The sequence below is a fragment of the Clostridium sp. genome (assembly GCF_032552055.1).
In the GTDB taxonomy this organism is placed as follows: Bacteria; Bacillota; Clostridia; order Clostridiales; family Clostridiaceae; genus Clostridium.
The window spans coordinates 1-18,216 of the sequence record NZ_JAWGSV010000036.1 but is presented as its reverse complement, the minus strand read 5'-3'; the positions used below and the strand labels follow the sequence as shown (position 1 = coordinate 18,216).

Sequence of the window (18,216 nt, the reverse complement as noted above, 5' to 3'; positions counted from 1 at the left end):
AGCACTAAAGGTTAAGAAACAATATGATAAGAAAATATATACACTAGGTCCATTAATACATAATAATGATGTAGTTATGTATCTAGAGGAAAATAATATTTACGCTATAGATTATAGTGAAATAGATAAATTAAATGAAGGTGATGTTATTGTAATTAGATCTCATGGAGTATCTAAGGCAGTAACAGATAGCCTTGAAAGCAGAGGACTAATTGTAGTTAATGCTACATGTCCATATGTAACTAATATTCATAAAAAAGTCAATAAATACTCCGATTTAGGATATAATATTGTTATACTTGGGGATGATAAGCATCCAGAAGTAGTTGGAATTAATGGATGGTGTAATGATAGTGCCATAATTACTAAAGATGGAGACTTTGATAAAAAACTACCTAAAAAGATATGTGTTGTATCTCAAACTACAGAAAAAGAAGAGACTTGGAAAAAAACAGTAAGCAATTTATCTTCTATATCCAAAGAACTATTAGCTTTTAACACTATTTGTTCAGCTACAGAAGTTAGACAAAAAAGCGCTAATGAATTATCAAGAGAAGTTGAAACAATGATAGTTATAGGTGGCAGAAATAGTTCTAATACAACTAAGTTGTATCAAATATCAAAGGATAATTGTCCGAATACAATCCATATTGAAAATGCTAAGGAACTTAGCAAAGAATTTATTGAATCTAATAAGGATAAGACTGTTGGGATTACTGCAGGTGCATCTACTCCTGACTGGATTATAAAAGAAGTAATTGATATTATGGAGGGGAAAAATTAACATGGAAGATCAATTAAAGCTAATGGAAGAAATGGATAGAAGATTTAGAATTGGTGATGAAATCAATGGTGAAGTTCTATCTATAGGAAGAGATGAAGTTACAGTATCATTATCAGGATATAAACTTGACGGTGTAATACCTTTTAAAGAATTAACTTCTGAAGAAAATTTATCTTCATATTTAGAAACAATTAATGTTGGAGATGAAATTACAGCAAAGGTTATTAAACTTAGAAATGAAGATGGTAATGTAGTTCTTTCTAGACTTGAATATGAAAAGAAAGCTACTTTAAATGATTTAGAAGTAAAGTTCAATAATAAAGAAACTTTTACTATTAAAATTAAAGATGTAATAGAAAAAGGTTTAATAGGATACTACAAGGGAGTTAGAATTTTTGTTCCTTCTTCTCAAGTAGATATAAGATATGCAAAGGACAGAAGTAACCTTAAAGGTACAGAACTTGAAGTAAGATTAATAGATTTTTCTATTGAAAACCCTTCAAAGGTTGTTGCATCTAAAAGAGTAATTTTAGAAGAAGCTAAAAAAGTAGTTGAAGATGCAGCTTGGGAAAATATCAAAGTTGGAGAAGTTGTAAAGGCTGAAGTTAAGAGATTTACTGACTTTGGTGCTTTTGCAGACATAAATGGAGTAGATGGATTAATTCATTTATCTCAAATTTCATGGAGTCATGTAAAAAATGCTGAAAGTGTTTTAAAGAAAGGCGATATAATTGATGTAAAGATTATTGAAGCTGATAGAGAGAAAAATAGAATTTCTTTAAGTATTAAAGCATTAACTCCAGAACCATGGAGCAATATAGAAGAAAAATACCCAGAAGGTTCGGCTGTATTAGGTAAGGTTGTTAGAATAAGTGACTTTGGTGCCTTTGTAGAATTAGAACCAGGTGTTGATGGGTTAGTTCATATTTCTAAAATAACTAATGAAAGAATTAATAGCCCTGCTGATGTATTAAACATTGGTGATGAAGTTAAGGCTATAATTCTTTCTGTAGATGCAGAAAATAAGAAAATTGCTTTAAGCATAAGAGACGCTGAGTAATATATTTTAAAAGACACACATAAATTATTATGTGTGTCTTATTTATTTAGGCCGTTAATATTGACCTTTACATTGTATAAGAATTATACTTATTATATAGACAAAAAGGGGTATTTAGTATGCTTGAGAAGTTAACTTTGCACAATATGGATATTTTCAAAGAGATATATAGTAAAAATTTTGAAGAAATCAGTTATAATAAAGACTTTTTTAAATCTTATGACAGTCAAAACTTTTTATTAAAGTTCTTATATAGAAAGTCTATAAGATTAATTAAAGTTAATGAAATATATATAGGATATATTTGGTATGAAAGTAGTTCAAGTAAATATACAAAAGTGTGGGCTCTATATATAGATTTTAAGTATATGGGTTTACTTAATAAAAATATTTTAAGTCTTTTTAATAATTACCTACTATCTTACGAAGCATTAGATACACTTCAAAATTCTATTGTATTAGAATCTCTTGGTTTTACTAAAAAGAAATATACTTTATTATTAAAGTTAAACCTTAAAACTTATGAAGATAAAAAAGAGGAATATATAAAAGAAGTAGAGTTTAAATTAAGATTAAAAAATCCAATAAATTTTTATACTAGAATGTTTGAGATTGGAAAAGATGAAATTTTAAGATGTGATATCCAAAACGATATTTTTGAGCAATGGAATAGGCTTCCTTTAATAACTGAGGATATCTATGCAGATATGGCTCAAGATTATTATATTAATGAATTATGTATCTTTGCTATATTAAATAACGAATATATTGGATATGGGCAAATTATATATAATAGGTCTATGTTTACTATAGTTAATTTTGGGATAGTAAGTAAATACAGAGGGCTTGGATTTGGAAATTTATTTCTTAATGAGATGATTGAATATGCTAAAAATTATGGAATAGAAAATTTATATATAAGAGTTGATTCAGATAATATAAAAGCAATAAACTTATATAGAAAAATAGGTTTTCTAGATGAAAACAAGATATTAGTATGGGAAAGAGAAAAATAGGGTAGTTTTTCTACCCCTTTTTTATTATAATATTATTGGAGAAATAGTTCTATAAAAGGAGATTACTGATGAAGGAAGAAATGAAAGATTTAAAATACTTTATTGAAACTTGGGGCTGCCAAATGAATGAAGAAGATTCGGAAAAGCTTTCAGGAATGCTTAAAAGTATTGGTTATAGTAAGAGTACTGATATAAAGGATGCAGATATTATTATATTTAACACTTGCTGCGTAAGAGAAAATGCAGAAAATAAGGTTTTTGGTAATTTAGGAGAGCTTAAACATCTAAAGAAGAAGAAGCCAGAATTAATAGTTGCTGTATGTGGTTGTATGATGCAACAAGAAGGTATGGCTGATAAAATACTAAGTAAGTTCCCTCATGTCAACATAATCTTTGGAACTCATAATGCCTATAAGTTCCCAGAGTACTTAAATAGAGTTAAAACTGAGGGAGTACAAGTAAAGGAAATCTTTAATAAAGAAACAGAAATAATTGAAGGCGTTCCAATAGATAGAGAAAGTTCAGTTAAAGCTTTTGTTACAATAATGTATGGATGTAATAATTTCTGTACTTATTGTGTAGTTCCTTATGTTAGAGGAAGAGAAAGAAGTAGAAAATCAGAAGATATAATAAAGGAAATTGAAGATTTAGTTGCCAAGGGTTATAAAGAAGTAACATTACTTGGTCAAAATGTTAACTCATATGGTAAAGGCTTAGAAGAAGATATTGATTTTGCTAAACTTTTAAGAAAAATAAATGAAGTTCAAGGTCTTGAAAGAGTTAGATTTATGACTTCTCATCCAAAGGATTTAAATAAGGATGTTATTTATGCTATTAAAGAATGTGATAAGCTTTGTGAGCAAATTCATTTACCTGTACAAAGTGGATCAAATAGAATACTTAAAAAAATGAATAGACATTATACAAAAGAATCTTATCTTGAGTTAGTGGAATTAATTAAAAAAGAAATACCTGGAGTTTCTTTAACTACAGATATTATAGTTGGTTTCCCTGGAGAAACTGAAGAAGACTTCTTAGATACATTAGATTTAGTTCAAAAAGTTCAATATGACTCAGCATTTACATTTATCTATTCAAGAAGAAATAACACTCCAGCTGATATGATGTTAAATCAAGTTCCTGATGCAGATAAGCATCATAGATTTGATAGACTTGTTAAGGCAGTTAACGAAAGTGTTATTATGAAAAATAAAGAATTTGAAGGCAAAGTAACAGAAGTTCTAGTTGAAGGATTTAGCAAAAATGATGAAACTAAATTCACTGGAAGAACTAGAAACGGTAAATTAGTTAATTTTACTGGAGAAAATATAAAAGCTGGTGACTTAGTTAATGTAAAAATAGTTAGAGCTCAACCTTTCTCATTAGTAGGGGAAGCGCTTTAATAGCTAAGAGCTAAGAATTAATAGGTGAAAGTTAAGAATTAATGATGTAATTTCTTTCAAATTACTTGAATTAGTTTTTATTAGAATCCCTCTATTTAAGATAGGGGGATTTTTTTGTTTGAATTTAATATTAAAATTTGAAAATGTATTATTAAACTTAGGAGATGTGCTAGTAAAATAGTTGATTTTTATTATGGTAAATATATTATTTAGAAAAATATGCATAATTTTAGAAAAACTATTGAAGTTTAATGATTTTATTATTATAATTATAAAAAATGATACTTAAAGATAGTGATAAGGAAGAGTAAATTAACTATGCATTAAAGAGAGCTAAAGTATGGTGGAAATTTAGTATGATATGTTATTTGAAGCAGCCTTTGAATTGCTTATTGAAAAATAAGAATTAATTTCTTAATTAGATAATGACGGTTGTCTCCCGTTATAGAGATTGAATAAATATATTCAGCTGAGTGAGTAATTAATAATTACTTATTAGGGTGGTACCGCGGAAGTTATCCTTCGTCCCTTATTTTAGGGATGGAGGATTTATTTTTTTATATGGAGGTAATGAAAGTGGATGAAATTTTAGAAGTTTTAGAAAAGAATAGTAGGTATAGTGATGCAGAAATTGCCTTAATGACTGGCAAAACTGTAGAGGAAGTTAGAGAAGCCATAACTGACTATGAAGAAAAAAATATAATAGCCGGGTACACTACTTTAATAAATTGGGAGAATACAGGTAAGGAAACAGTAACAGCCTTAATTGAAGTAAAAATTACGCCACAAAGAGGAGTAGGCTTTGATAAGGTTGCAGAAAGAATATATAAGTTTAAAGAAGTTAAAGCTTGCTATTTAATGTCTTCTGGTGGCTTTGATTTAACAGTTATAGTAGAAGGTAAAACTATGAAGGAAGTAGCATTATTCGTGTCTGAAAAGCTTGCAGTTCAGGAATATGTAACAGGTACTGCTACTCACTTTGTATTAAAGAAGTATAAAGATCATGGAACAATATTCAAGGAAAGAAAGATTGAAGGCAGGGAGGCTATATTTATATGATAATGGAAGATATGATACTAGATAATGTTAGGAATATGCCACCATCTGGTATTAGAAAGTATTTTGATTTAATAAATGAAATGGAAGATGTAATTTCTTTGGGGGTAGGAGAACCTGACTTTATTACGCCATGGAATGTAGTAGAAGCTGGTATATATTCCTTAGAAAAAGGACATACTCATTATTCTTCTAATGCTGGATATATGGAATTAAGAGAAGAAATAGCTAAATACCTAGACAGAAGATTTAATCTTAAATTTAATCCTAGCAACGAAATCTTAGTTACTGTAGGTGGAAGTGAAGGAATAGATTTAGCTTTAAGAGCACTTGTAGGCCCTGGAGATGAAGTTATAATACCAGAACCTAGTTTCGTTGCTTATAAGGGCTGTACAACCTTCTGTGGAGGTACACCTGTAACTATTAACTTAAGACAGGAAGATGAGTTTAAACTTACTCCTGAGCTCCTTGAAGCAGCAATTACTCCTAAGACTAAGGTTGTAATAATTCCTTTCCCTAATAATCCTACAGGGGCTATTATGACTAAGGAAGAATTAAAAGGAATTGTTGAAGTTTTAAAAGATAGAGATATAATAATAATTTCTGATGAAATATATGCTGAACTTTCTTATGATAAGGATCATTATTCAATTGCATCTTTTGAAGAAGTTAAGGATAAGACACTCGTTATTAATGGCTTTTCTAAAGCTTATGCTATGACAGGCTGGAGATTAGGTTATGTTTGTGGACATCATATACTTATAGACGCATTAAAGAAGATACACCAATATGCTATTATGTGTTCTCCAACAACAGCACAATTTGCAGCTATTGAAGCCTTAAAAAATGGAGATGATAGCGTAAGTGAAATGGCTCGTGAATATAATAGAAGAAGAAGAATACTAGTTAATGGATTTAGAGAAATGGGTCTAGAATGTTTTGAACCATTAGGTGCATTATATGTATTCCCATGCATTAAGTCTACAGGAATGAGTTCAGATGACTTCTGTGAAAAGTTACTTATAGAAGAAAAAGTACTAGCTGTTCCAGGTAATGCTTTTGGAGAATGTGGAGAGGGCTTTATTAGAGCTTGTTATGCTTCTTCAACAGAAGACTTAATTGAAGCAGTAAAGCGAATAACTAGATTCGTAAATAAATACAGAAAATAATAATAGATTTATAAATATTTTGAATTTTTTTAAATTTCCTATTGCAAAACGGTAGAATTAATAATATAATGATAAAAAATAGTTAAGAACAAAGGCGTTCAATAGATTGGTTTTCTATTGTGCGCCCTTTTTTTATAAAAATTTAAGGGGGCAGGTATTATGTCAAAATATTCAAGAGAAGATATTATCAAATTAGTACAAGAAAATGGAGTTAAGTTTATCAGGTTGCAATTTACTGATATACTGGGGGCGTTAAAAAATGTTGCAATTACAGATAAGCAACTGGAAAAGGCTTTAAATAATCAAATGATGTTTGATGGCTCATCAATTTCTGGATTTGTAAGAATAGAAGAATCAGATATGTATTTAAGACCAAATTTAGATAGCTTTGTTATTTTTCCATGGAGACCTCAACAAGGAAAAGTTGCAAGATTAATCTGTGATATATATACACCAGAAGGAGATCCTTTTGAAGGAGATCCAAGAAATATTTTAAGAAAAGTTCTTAATGAAGCTGGAGATTTAGGGTATACGATGAATGTTGGACCTGAGTGTGAATTTTTCTTATTAGATACTAATGAATATGGCGAACCAATATTAAAGACTCAAGACAAGGCTGGTTATTTTGATTTAAGTCCTTTAGATGCTGGTGAAAATGTAAGAAGAGATATATCCTTAATATTAGAGGATATGGGATTTGAAATAGAAGCATCTCACCATGAAGTTGCTCATGGACAAAATGAAATTGACTTTAAATATGAAGATGCTTTAACAACAGCAGATAATATAATGACCTTTAAGTTAGTAGTTAAATCAATATCTCAAAGACATGGAGTTTATGCAACATTTATGCCAAAACCATTCTTTGGAATAAACGGTTCAGGAATGCATATTAATATGTCATTAAACAAGGATGGGAAAAATGCATTTGTTGATGAAAATGATAAATTAGGATTAAGTAGTACTGCATATAGTTTTATAGCAGGGTTAATTAAACATGTTAAGGGTATTTCAGCTATTACTAATCCATTAGTAAACTCATATAAGAGATTAGTACCAGGATATGAAGCACCAGTTTATATAGCATGGTCAGCTAAGAATAGAAGTCCATTAATAAGAGTACCTGCTACAAGAGGGAATGGGACAAGGGTTGAATTAAGATGTCCAGATCCAAGTGCAAATCCGTATTTAGTACTAGCTTGTCTTCTAGCTGCTGGTTTAGATGGAATTAAAAATAATTTACAACCACCTGAAAGTGTCGAAAAAAATATATTTAAGATGACATTAGAAGAAAGAGAAGAAGAAGGAATTGATAGTTTACCAGGAACTTTAGAAGAAGCTATTAGATATATGGAAGAAAGTGAATTAGTAAGAAAGACCTTAGGAGATCATACTTTTAATAATTATATTAAAGCTAAGACAGCAGAATGGGACGATTATAGAACTAAAGTTCATCAATGGGAAATAGATAACTATTTAAATCAATATTAATTTACTAGTAAGGGAGCAATATAAATGACAATAGATGTTATAGTTGCACTAAGCAAAGAAGAAACAGGAGAGAAAATTAAAGCTATATTAATTAGTAATGGCTATAATGTGTTAGCTATATGTACTTATGGAAATGAACTAATTAGAGCTATAAAACAATTTTCACCATCTATAGTCATTAGTGGATACAAGTTTAAAGATATGAATTTAATTAGTATTTATGAAACTATAGGCGATGAATGTAGCTTCCTTGCTATCGTAAATGAACCTTATAAGTCCATTGTTCAGGAGGAAACAGATATTTTTTGTATATCAAGTCCAATTAATAATACCTTGCTCGTAAATTCATTAGATATGATTTATCAAAGTGAAAGAAGGGTAAGGAAACTTAAGGACAAAGTTCATAATTTAGAAGAAAAGATAAGTGAAAGAAAGATAATAGAAAAAGCTAAAGGGATAGTAATGAGAGAACTTCATATGGATGAAGAAGAAGCCTTTAGACATATACAAAAAAATAGTATGGACTTAGGGATGAAAATGGTAGCTTACTCTAAAGATATTTTAGATAATTATAGACTTTGAAGGGAGGAATAACATTGCATAAAGATATAGGATTATATAGAAGCTCTTTTGAACATGATGCATGTGGAATTGGAGCTATAGTTAATATAGATGGTAAAAAAGATCATAAAGCTATTAAAAATGCCCTAGATATATTAGTAAATTTAGAGCATAGAGGCGGTACAGATGCTGACGGACAAACTGGTGATGGATCAGGGTTATTAATACAAATTCCTCATAACTTTTTTAAGGAAGAATTAAAAAATCTAGGCATAGAACTTTCTGAGGAAGGAGATTATGCTATAGGAATGTTCTTCCTTCCTCCTTCTTCAAAAAAACTAGAAGAATCAATAAATGAATTTACTTCATTGTCCAAAGAAGAAGGTCTTAATATATTAGGCTGGAGAGATGTTCCTATTAATAAAGAAGTCATTGGTGAAAAGGCGTTGAAATCTATGCCTATAATTAAGCAAGTAATAATTAAAAAGCCTAATAATATAAGTGACAATAAAGATTTTGAAAGAAAGCTATATATTTTAAGAAGAAGATTTGAAAAGAAAACACAAAATTTAGATGTGTATATTTCATCTCTTTCTTCTAAGACTTTAGTATATAAAGGTCTACTGTTAGCAAGTCAGTTAAGAGACTTCTACTTAGATTTATCTAATGTTAAAGTAGTTTCAGCTATTGCTATGGTTCACTCTAGATATAGTACAAATACAGTTCCAAGCTGGAAGAGATCTCACCCTAATAGATATATAATTCATAATGGTGAAATTAATACTTTAAGAGGTAATATTAATAGTTTATATGCAAGGGAAGGTAGTTTGAAATCAAAGGTTTTAGAAGATAAATTAAGCAATGTTTTACCAATAATTAACAGTGAAGGATCAGACTCAGCTATTTTAGATAATACACTAGAATTTTTAATTATGAATGGTGTGAGTATAGAAGAAGCAATAATGATGCTTGTACCTGAGCCCTGGGAAAAAAATGAGCTTATTAAAGAAGATGAAAAGGCATATTTTGAGTATAATGCAACTTTAATGGAACCATGGGATGGACCTATGGCCATAGTTTTCACTGATGGGGATGTTATGGGTGCAACTTTAGATAGAAATGGATTAAGACCAGCAAGATACTATATAACTAAGGATAATAATCTTATTTTATCTTCTGAAGTTGGTGCATTAAATATTGATCCCTTAGATATAGTGGAAAAAGGAAGATTAACTCCAGGTAATATTTTATTAGTAGATACTATAAATAGAAAGTTTATAAGAAATTCTGAATTAAAAGAAAAGTATTATAATAAACATCCTTACAAGCAGTGGATTAATGATAATGTAATTAAAATAGAAGATTTGAATTTAGATGCTAGCGCTAATATTGAACAGTATTCAAATAAGAAAATAGATGAATTGTTTAAAATATTCGATTATTCATTTGAAAATTTAAAAAATACTATATTACCTATGAGTGAAAATGGAGAAGAATCATTAAGTGCTATGGGAATAGATACACCTCTTCCTGTTTTATCTAATAAATCTATATTATTATTTAATTACTTTAAACAATTATTCGCCCAAGTTACAAACCCACCTATAGATGCTATTAGAGAAGATATAGTAGTTTCTACAACTGTATATTTAGGGGGTTATGGAAATATACTAGGTGAATTTAAGGATAACTTACCTCATTTAAAATTTTCTTCACCTATTATTAGCAATGAGGATTTAGCAAAGATTAAATATTTAAATGAAATAAATCTTAAAACTAAGGTTGTAAGTATTCTTTATAATAATAGCAATTTAGAAGAAGCTTTAAATAAATTAATGAGTAATGTAGAACATGCTTATAATAATGGATTTAACATTATTATATTAAGCGATAGAGGAGCAGACAAAGAAAACTTTGCTATTCCATCTTTATTAGCATTAGCAGGAGTTCATCATTATTTAATAAGAAAAGGAATTAGAAGTAATATTGATTTAGTAATTGAAAGTGCAGAACCTAGAGAAATTCATCATTTTGCAACATTAATTGGTTATGGAGCTATATTAGTTAATCCATATTTAGCCTATGAAGGTATAAATAGATTAAGGGAATATAAATTACTTAACAAGGATTATGATACTGCTGTTGAAAAGTATAATAAGGCTATTGTAAAAGGATTGGTTAAGATTATATCTAAGATGGGTATTTCTACAATTCAATCTTATAGAGGTGCTCAAATCTTTGAAGCTGTTGGTCTTAGCAAAGATGTTATAGATAAATACTTTACAAGTACAGTTAGCAGAATTGAAGGATTAACTATAGCTGAAATAGAGGAAGAATACTTATTAAGGCATAAAAGTGCATTTGAACCTAGTAAAGTAAACTTTGAATCTTCATTAGATTCAAGTGGATATGATAAATATAGACAAGATAAAGAAGAGCATCTTTATAATCCTTTAACTATTTATAAATTGCAACAAGCTACAAGAACTGGAGATTACAATTTATTTAAGGAGTATTCAAAGCTTATAGATGGTGAAGAAAATTATATTACTATTAGAAGTTTATTAGACTTTAATTATAATAATAGTCCAGTTCCTTTAGAAGAGGTAGAAAGTGCATTATCAATAGTTAAGAGATTCAAAACAGGTGCTATGTCGTATGGATCTATATCAAAAGAAGCTCATGAAGCTTTAGCTATTGCAATGAATAGACTTGGTGGAAAGTCTAATACTGGTGAAGGTGGAGAAGATAGTGATAGGTTTAAGGTAGATAAAAATGGAGATCTTAGAAGATCTTCTATTAAGCAAATAGCATCAGGCAGATTTGGAGTTACATCAGAATATTTAGTTAATGCTGATGAACTTCAAATAAAAATGGCTCAAGGTGCAAAACCTGGTGAAGGTGGACAACTTCCTGGTAATAAAGTATATCCATGGATAGCTAAAACTAGAGGATCAACTACAGGAGTTGGATTAATTTCTCCGCCGCCTCATCATGATATATATTCAATAGAAGATTTAGCTCAGTTAATATATGATTTAAAACAGTCAAATGAAAAGGCTAAGATTTCTGTAAAGCTTGTTTCAGAGGCAGGTGTTGGGACTATTGCAAGTGGGGTTGCTAAGGCAGGTGCTAACACTATTCTAATATCTGGACATGATGGAGGTACTGGAGCATCTCCAAAGACTTCCATTCAAAATGCAGGTTTACCATGGGAACTTGGACTTGCAGAAGCTCATCAAACATTAATATTAAATGGTTTAAGAGATAGAGTTAAGATTGAAACTGATGGTAAACTTATGACGGGTAAAGATGTTGCAATAGCTGCTTTACTAGGAGCAGAAGAGTTTGGCTTTGCAACTGCACCTTTAGTTTCATTAGGATGCGTAATGATGAGAGTATGTAACTTGGATACTTGTCCAGTAGGAATAGCAACTCAAAACAAAGAACTTAGAAAGAGGTTTAGTGGGAAGCCTGAATATGTAATAAACTTTATGCTATTTATAGCAGAGGAGTTAAGAGAATATATGTCTAAGCTTGGATTTAGAACTATTGATGAAATGGTTGGAAAATTTAATTTATTAAAGCAAAAAGAATCAATTAAAGGTTATAAGAGAAATAAAATAGACTTATCTTCTCTATTAGTAAATGAACCTATTTTCTTTAAGGAAGATAATAAATTCAATCCTTTATATAGAGAAGAATTAGATAATACTTTAGATAGAAAGTTACTAATTCCTTATATAAAAGAAAAAATTGAAAATAGTGATCAAATTAACTTAAGCTTAGTTATTAGTAATACAGCCAGAACTTTTGGAACTTTATTAGGCTCATATATTACTGCTAATTATTCAGATAGAATATTTAAAGATGATTTTATTAAGATTAAATGTACTGGCTTTGGAGGTCAAAGCTTAGGAGCCTTTATCCCTAAAGGAATTACAATAAAGGTAACTGGAGACTGTAATGACTATTTAGGAAAGGGTCTATCTGGTGGGAAAATTGTAGTTAAAAATAATACTCCTAATCTACGAAAAGGTAAAGATAATGTAATAATAGGTAATGTTGCTTTATATGGTGCTACATCTGGTAAGGCATTTATAGCAGGCGGAGTAGGTGAAAGATTCTGTGTTAGAAATTCTGGAGCAACTGCTGTAGTTGAAAGCGTAGGAGATCATGCTCTTGAATATATGACTGGTGGAAAAGTTGTAATCTTGGGTCATTGCGGAGTAAATATAGCTGCTGGAATGAGTGGTGGAATTGCTTATATATATAATAAAGATAATAATTTAAATAACAAAATTAATAAAGAATTAATTGAAATTGAAGAACTAAATTCAAAAGACTTAAATGAATTGAAAGCCCTAATTAATGAGCATGTATTAGAAACTGACTCTAAAACTGGTAAAGAAATTTTAGAAAATTTTAATATAGAGCAAAGGAATTTTATAAAAATAATACCATCTGAGTATAAGGCTATTTTAGGGTTAATTGAAGAAAAAGAGGCGGAAGGTTTAAATTATGAAGATGCTTTACTAAAAGCCTTTTATGAAAGGAGTGCAATGTAATGGGAAAGCCAACAGGATTTTTAGAATTCGAAAGAAAAGTAGGCAATAATGAATCAGTTAAAAAGAGAATTGAACATTACAATGAATTTCATTCATTGCTCTCTAAGGAAGAACAAAAAATTCAAGGATCAAGATGTATGGATTGTGGAATTCCATTTTGCCAATCAGGTTTACTATTAAAAGGAATGGTATCTGGATGTCCATTAAATAATCTAATACCGGAATTTAATGATTTAGTATATAGGGATAATCTTGAATTAGCGTTACAAAGACTCCTTAAGACAAATCCTTTTCCTGAGTTTACAGGAAGGGTTTGTCCAGCTCCCTGTGAATCTTCTTGTACTTTAGCATTAAATGCACCAGCTGTAAGCATAAAGGAAAATGAAAGGTATATAATTGATAAGGCTATGGCGGAAGGAAAAGTGAAAGCTAATCCTCCTCAGTATAGAAATAATAAAAAGGTAGCTATTATTGGATCAGGTCCATCAGGTTTATCTGCAGCATTCTATTTAAATAGATATGGATATATTGTAGATGTATATGAAAGAGAAGATGCTGCCGGCGGTCTATTAATGTACGGAATACCTAATATGAAATTAGATAAAAAAGTTGTTCAAAATAGAATTAATTTATTAAAAGAAGAAGGAATTACTTTCTATACTAATAGTGATGTTTCTAAGGATAATAAACTTAAAGTAAAAATTTTAAAGGAATATGATTCTATAGTATTAGCAACTGGTGCTACTAAACCAAGAGACTTACTAGTTCCAGGTAGAAGCTCTAATGGTGTTTATTTTGCAGTGGATTATCTTAAAAGTAGCACTAAAAATGTATATAACAATATTAGCGAAGAAGAGTTTATAGATGCGAAAAATAAAAATGTTTTAGTAATTGGTGGAGGTGATACAGGTACAGACTGTGTTGCTACTGCAATAAGACAAGGATGTAATAATATCATTCAGCTTGAAATAACAGATTCACTTCCATTAGAAAGACAAGTAAATAATCCTTGGCCAGAATGGAAAAGAACCTTGAAAGTAGATTATGGTCAAGCAGAAGCTATTGAAATCTTTGGTGAGGATCCTAGAAGATATTGCTCTAGTGTAAAAGAATTTATAAGTGACTCTCAAGGTAATCTAAAAGAAGCTAAAATAGTTAAGGTTCAATGGATAAAGGATGAAAATGGAAGTGTTACTTTTAAAGAAGTTGAAGGTAGTGAAGAAATAATTAAGGTAGATATAGCTTTACTTGCAATGGGATTCCTTGGAACCGAGGAAACAATTAAGAATACATTTAATATTTTTATTAACAATAGAGGAAATATAAGTGCTGAATATGGTAATTTTAAAACTAATATTCAAAATATATTCACTTGTGGAGATGCAAGAAGAGGTCAATCTTTAGTAGTCTGGGCAATTAGAGAAGGATTAGAAGCTGCTAAAGCTATTAATGAGTATTTAATTAATAAATAAGAAATTTTTCCCACCTTTAAATTTTTAATAAATTCATATACTAATAATGTGAATATCTAAAAAGGAGGGACAAGTATGGTTATTAATTTAGCTACAATCATTTTATCTGCAACGATACTAACGTCTAGTTTTACCTTTATGAATAATGATGAAGTTAAACATAAAAGTAATGCCTTTAGGGTTTATAAAGAATTAGAATATAGTATTGATAACAAAGATAAATTTGATGACTTTTGGACTCCGAAAAATGAAGGATATCTAGATGCCTCACAAAAGGAAGAGTTAAATAACTTTAGAACAAAAGTTGAAAATGGTGACTTATTAACTGGTATAGAAAAAAATAAGTTAAGAGAAATGAAAACTTATGTAATTAGAACTAAGTTAGGTGAAGAAAAATTTAAAGAGTTGGAAAAGCTTATAAATAGGCGTGAAGGCTCTTTAGAACTAACATTACCTGAAAGGCAAAGATTATATCAATTAAATAAAGAAGCTAGAGGCTAAAAGTATAATGATATTCATTAAGGGGCTGTGTTAATATCAGCCCCAATTTTTTGTCTAGTTTTTTCCTCAATTTAATGATAAAATTATACAGACAAGCAACAAGGTTTGTTAAATACTTATACTGGAAGGAATGCTTAGTATGGAAAGATATAAAGAAGAGTTTATTGAATTTATGGTGGAAAGTAATGTATTAAAATTTGGAGATTTCGTAACAAAAAGTGGAAGAAATACACCATTTTTTATCAATACAGGTAATTATACAACAGGGGAACAATTAAAGAAGCTAGGTGAGTTTTATGCTCAAGCTATACATAAACATTTCGGAATGGATATAGACGTTTTATTTGGTCCTGCATATAAAGGAATACCTCTAACAGTAACTACTGCAATTTCATTAAAGGATTTATACGACTTAAATGTTGAATATTGCTCAAATAGAAAAGAAGTTAAGGATCATGGTGAAGGTGGAATACTTTTAGGTGGTTCTTTAAAAGATGATACTAAGGTAGTAATAGTTGAAGATGTTATGACAGCAGGTACTTCAATATATGAAACAGCTCCTATACTAAAAGCACAAGGAAATGTAGATATAAAAGGTCTAATAATATCAGTAGATAGAATGGAAAAAGGAAAGTCAGATAAGTCTGCACAAGTTGAAATTAAAGAACACTTTGGAATAACTACATATGCTATTGTTACTATGGCTGAAGTAGTTGAATATTTATATAATAGAAAAATAAATGGTAAGGTTTATATAGATGATAATATGAAAAATTCTATAAAGGCTTACTATGAAAAATACGGATGCAATAACAATTAGGAATTAAAAAAAATGAATAATTAAGGTGGTAATTCCTTCGAAATTACTTAAAATTAGATAAATAAACATCCTTCTGCTAATAGCAACAGAGGGATGTTTATTTTTGCATTATAATATAAACCTTCTATATATTATTGATTAAAAGTAAATCTATTTATAGATTTATTAAAAATACTTTTTAGTTATAACTACTTAATACTGAAACTGGGCTTTATTACCTTATAAACTATAGAGAAGTATTAGAAGTTAAGAAGTTTAATACTTTTATAATTGCCATAAAAACTTCATTTTTATTAAAGTCTGAAAAGAAATGACTTCCTTTGCTAAATGTAATTAACTTCGTATTTATACTATTTGATAGAAGATTATTATATAATTCCTCACTATTCTTATATGGAACTAGCTCATCTTCAATACTATGTACTATTAATGTATCAGGAGCCTTATTAGTTATATAGTTAATAGGGCTATATTTATCTAATTCTTCATTTGAGTTTATTAGTTTCTTTATTTTTCTATTGTTGAAATTTAAATCCGAAAAGTCTAATGTACTTAAGTCAGTAGGACCAAATATATCTATAACATACTTAACTTTAGAGGAGTAACTTAAAAGGTTATTATCACCCTTAAAAGATTCATCATCAGTATAAGCAGCCATTAATGATAGGTGTGCTCCTGAAGATATTCCAAGAAGGCCTATATCCTTTGTATCAAAATTGTATTCATCCTTATTTTTGTATACCCATCTTATAGCATCTTTAACATCTGTAATAGGATCTTTCAAATCTATATTACTATCATCTAATAATTCATAAGACAAGCTAATAATAGTAAATCCTCTATTATTAAAGGCATTAATTATTGGCTCTAGTCCTATTGGTATAGTATTATCACCATAGATCCAACTACCACCATGTACATATATTAATACAGGTGATGCTTTTTCAGTATTACTAGTGAGGTATAGATCCAAGTAAACATCCTTTGATTTTGAATTTTTATATTTTAAATGTTTTACTTCCATAGAATTGCTAGCTTCATACCCTGTTAAAACTCCTAATGTTTCTATACTTTTATTTGAGTCTTTAAGATCCTTATAAATATCTAAAATCAATAAAATAGATCCCTTATAATAAATAAGAAAAGAAATAATTACTAATAAAAATAAAGCTGTAAAAGCTTTAATACCTTTAACTAGCTTCTTCAAATTAATACCTCCTTATTTGAAACATATATATATTATTGACAAAAAAATAAAAAGATAACTATTAATTATAATTTTTTATCCTATGAATATATTTGTATTAATAGCTAAAATTTAAGGAGGAGTCTTAAGATTACTTAAGCAAATTACTTATGGAGAATAAAGAATCATATAAGGAGTATTATATTAATTTTGTTATAAATGGCTATATTAATGAGAGCCACCACAACACAATTAATATGATGTATAACAATTTAAATGAAAAAGAATTTTTATTAAATGATTTGGTATCTAATTATCTATATAATAAGAAAAACATCCTTATTATTTCTAGTGAAGATATTAATAAGTTATATGATGTTAAAAGCATTGAAGTTATTAAAGACAAAATTATAAATTTAGATAAAATAAATAAACCTACTAATATAATAGAGAAGCTTGATAAAGAATTTAAAGATTTAGGACAGTGTACAGGAAGTACTTTAATAAGTAAGGTCAGATTAATTAATAGAGAAATAAGTAAAAAAATAGACTTATTAAAGGAGTTTAATAAAATACTGTATAGTGAAGATAAAAATGGTATTAATCTTTTAGATAAGTATAAGATTACTAAAAGAAAAATTAATAAAATAGATGAGTTATATGAAACCTATAGAATTTTTAGAATAAAAAATCCTCTAAATAATTATAGCTACAACGAAGTAAAGGAAACAGCTATTAAGCTAGTTGGATCAGATATGGTGACAAAATATATTAGATATAGACGAATAAAGCATAATAAATATATAAAGCTTATTAAGCCTTCTATAGAATATAAGAATATATTAGAAGCACTTAATAGTATTAACTTACTAGCTCAGAACAAAAATGGTTCTTATGGTTTAGCTATCTCTAAATATACTGAAGACTTTATAGATGAATTCAATTCAAATACTAATATGAAGATAGAAGATATTGAAAATTTATCTAAAAAAGTTAATCTTAAATTTAATTATTCAAAAGCAACAAATTTAAAAGTTAATAAATTTTTTAATTTTTTTAAGAAATCAAAAGGTAAAGAAGAATATAATTTATTACAAAATGAAATATATAATGAATATATAAATAACTA

Annotated in this window: 12 protein-coding genes, 1 pseudogene and 1 other annotated feature; of the genes and pseudogenes, 12 read left to right on the top strand and 1 reads right to left on the bottom strand. The window is 28.7% G+C overall.

The features are described 5' to 3' along the window. From E6248_RS04570 to pyrE, 11 genes and pseudogenes are all read left to right on the top strand, one after another. Window positions 1-1,844, top strand: a pseudogene (locus E6248_RS04570) (bifunctional 4-hydroxy-3-methylbut-2-enyl diphosphate reductase/30S ribosomal protein S1); the annotation flags it as partial. Between the two features lie 119 nt (window positions 1,845-1,963). Beyond that, window positions 1,964-2,860 carry a GNAT family N-acetyltransferase gene (locus tag E6248_RS04565; RefSeq protein ID WP_316339632.1) on the top strand — a complete coding sequence of 299 codons (897 nt, stop codon included), beginning with the start codon at window positions 1,964-1,966 and terminating at the stop codon, window positions 2,858-2,860. Window positions 2,861-2,928: 68 nt separating this feature from the next. After that, window positions 2,929-4,263 (top strand): tRNA (N6-isopentenyl adenosine(37)-C2)-methylthiotransferase MiaB, encoded by a 1,335-nt coding sequence (miaB, locus tag E6248_RS04560; RefSeq protein ID WP_136005135.1) that lies wholly within the window; start codon window positions 2,929-2,931, stop codon window positions 4,261-4,263. Window positions 4,264-4,548: 285 nt separating this feature from the next. Next, window positions 4,549-4,796 (top strand) — a binding site (T-box leader). 43 nt (window positions 4,797-4,839) lie between these two features. After that, on the top strand, window positions 4,840-5,322 hold the full coding sequence (locus E6248_RS04555; RefSeq protein ID WP_136005136.1) for an Lrp/AsnC family transcriptional regulator: 483 nt from the start codon (window positions 4,840-4,842) through the stop codon (window positions 5,320-5,322). Then, window positions 5,319-6,488 (top strand): aminotransferase class I/II-fold pyridoxal phosphate-dependent enzyme, encoded by a 1,170-nt coding sequence (locus tag E6248_RS04550; protein WP_316339631.1) that lies wholly within the window; start codon window positions 5,319-5,321, stop codon window positions 6,486-6,488. The genes E6248_RS04555 and E6248_RS04550 overlap by 4 nt, the downstream gene beginning before the upstream one ends. 159 nt (window positions 6,489-6,647) lie before the next feature. Further along, entirely contained in the window at window positions 6,648-7,979 is a 1,332-nt protein-coding gene (gene glnA / locus E6248_RS04545) for a type I glutamate--ammonia ligase (protein WP_316339630.1), read from the top strand. A gap of 24 nt (window positions 7,980-8,003) precedes the next feature. Next, entirely contained in the window at window positions 8,004-8,561 is a 558-nt protein-coding gene (locus tag E6248_RS04540; protein ID WP_291665534.1) for an ANTAR domain-containing response regulator, read from the top strand. 14 nt (window positions 8,562-8,575) lie between these two features. Continuing rightward, window positions 8,576-13,108, top strand: a complete 4,533-nt coding sequence (gene gltB, locus E6248_RS04535; protein WP_316339629.1) for a glutamate synthase large subunit — start codon at window positions 8,576-8,578, stop codon at window positions 13,106-13,108. Then, window positions 13,108-14,580, top strand: coding sequence for a glutamate synthase subunit beta (locus tag E6248_RS04530; RefSeq protein WP_316339628.1), 1,473 nt, complete (start codon window positions 13,108-13,110; stop codon window positions 14,578-14,580). Before gltB ends, E6248_RS04530 begins: the two co-directional genes overlap by 1 nt. 75 nt (window positions 14,581-14,655) lie before the next feature. Then, window positions 14,656-15,081 carry a hypothetical protein gene (locus E6248_RS04525; protein ID WP_316339627.1) on the top strand — a complete coding sequence of 142 codons (426 nt, stop codon included), beginning with the start codon at window positions 14,656-14,658 and terminating at the stop codon, window positions 15,079-15,081. Between the two features lie 139 nt (window positions 15,082-15,220). Next, window positions 15,221-15,901, top strand: coding sequence for an orotate phosphoribosyltransferase (pyrE, locus tag E6248_RS04520; RefSeq protein WP_316339626.1), 681 nt, complete (start codon window positions 15,221-15,223; stop codon window positions 15,899-15,901). Window positions 15,902-16,127: 226 nt separating this feature from the next. On the opposite strand, the gene E6248_RS04515 is transcribed toward pyrE, so the two are convergent. Further along, window positions 16,128-17,108, bottom strand: coding sequence for an alpha/beta hydrolase (locus E6248_RS04515; protein WP_316339625.1), 981 nt, complete (start codon window positions 17,106-17,108; stop codon window positions 16,128-16,130). 149 nt (window positions 17,109-17,257) lie between these two features. Here E6248_RS04515 and E6248_RS04510 point away from each other — a divergent pair. Further along, window positions 17,258-18,216 (top strand): hypothetical protein (locus E6248_RS04510; RefSeq protein ID WP_316339624.1); only part of this gene is annotated, 959 nt, incomplete at its 3' end.

Coding starts and splice junctions, on each gene's coding strand:
- miaB (WP_136005135.1), top strand. CDS start 2,929: ATGAAGGAAGAAATGAAAGATTTAAAATACTTTATTGAAACTTGGGGC.
- glnA (WP_316339630.1), top strand. CDS start 6,648: ATGTCAAAATATTCAAGAGAAGATATTATCAAATTAGTACAAGAAAAT.
- pyrE (WP_316339626.1), top strand. CDS start 15,221: ATGGAAAGATATAAAGAAGAGTTTATTGAATTTATGGTGGAAAGTAAT.
- E6248_RS04540 (WP_291665534.1), top strand. CDS start 8,004: ATGACAATAGATGTTATAGTTGCACTAAGCAAAGAAGAAACAGGAGAG.
- E6248_RS04565 (WP_316339632.1), top strand. CDS start 1,964: ATGCTTGAGAAGTTAACTTTGCACAATATGGATATTTTCAAAGAGATA.
- E6248_RS04550 (WP_316339631.1), top strand. CDS start 5,319: ATGATAATGGAAGATATGATACTAGATAATGTTAGGAATATGCCACCA.
- E6248_RS04530 (WP_316339628.1), top strand. CDS start 13,108: ATGGGAAAGCCAACAGGATTTTTAGAATTCGAAAGAAAAGTAGGCAAT.
- E6248_RS04525 (WP_316339627.1), top strand. CDS start 14,656: ATGGTTATTAATTTAGCTACAATCATTTTATCTGCAACGATACTAACG.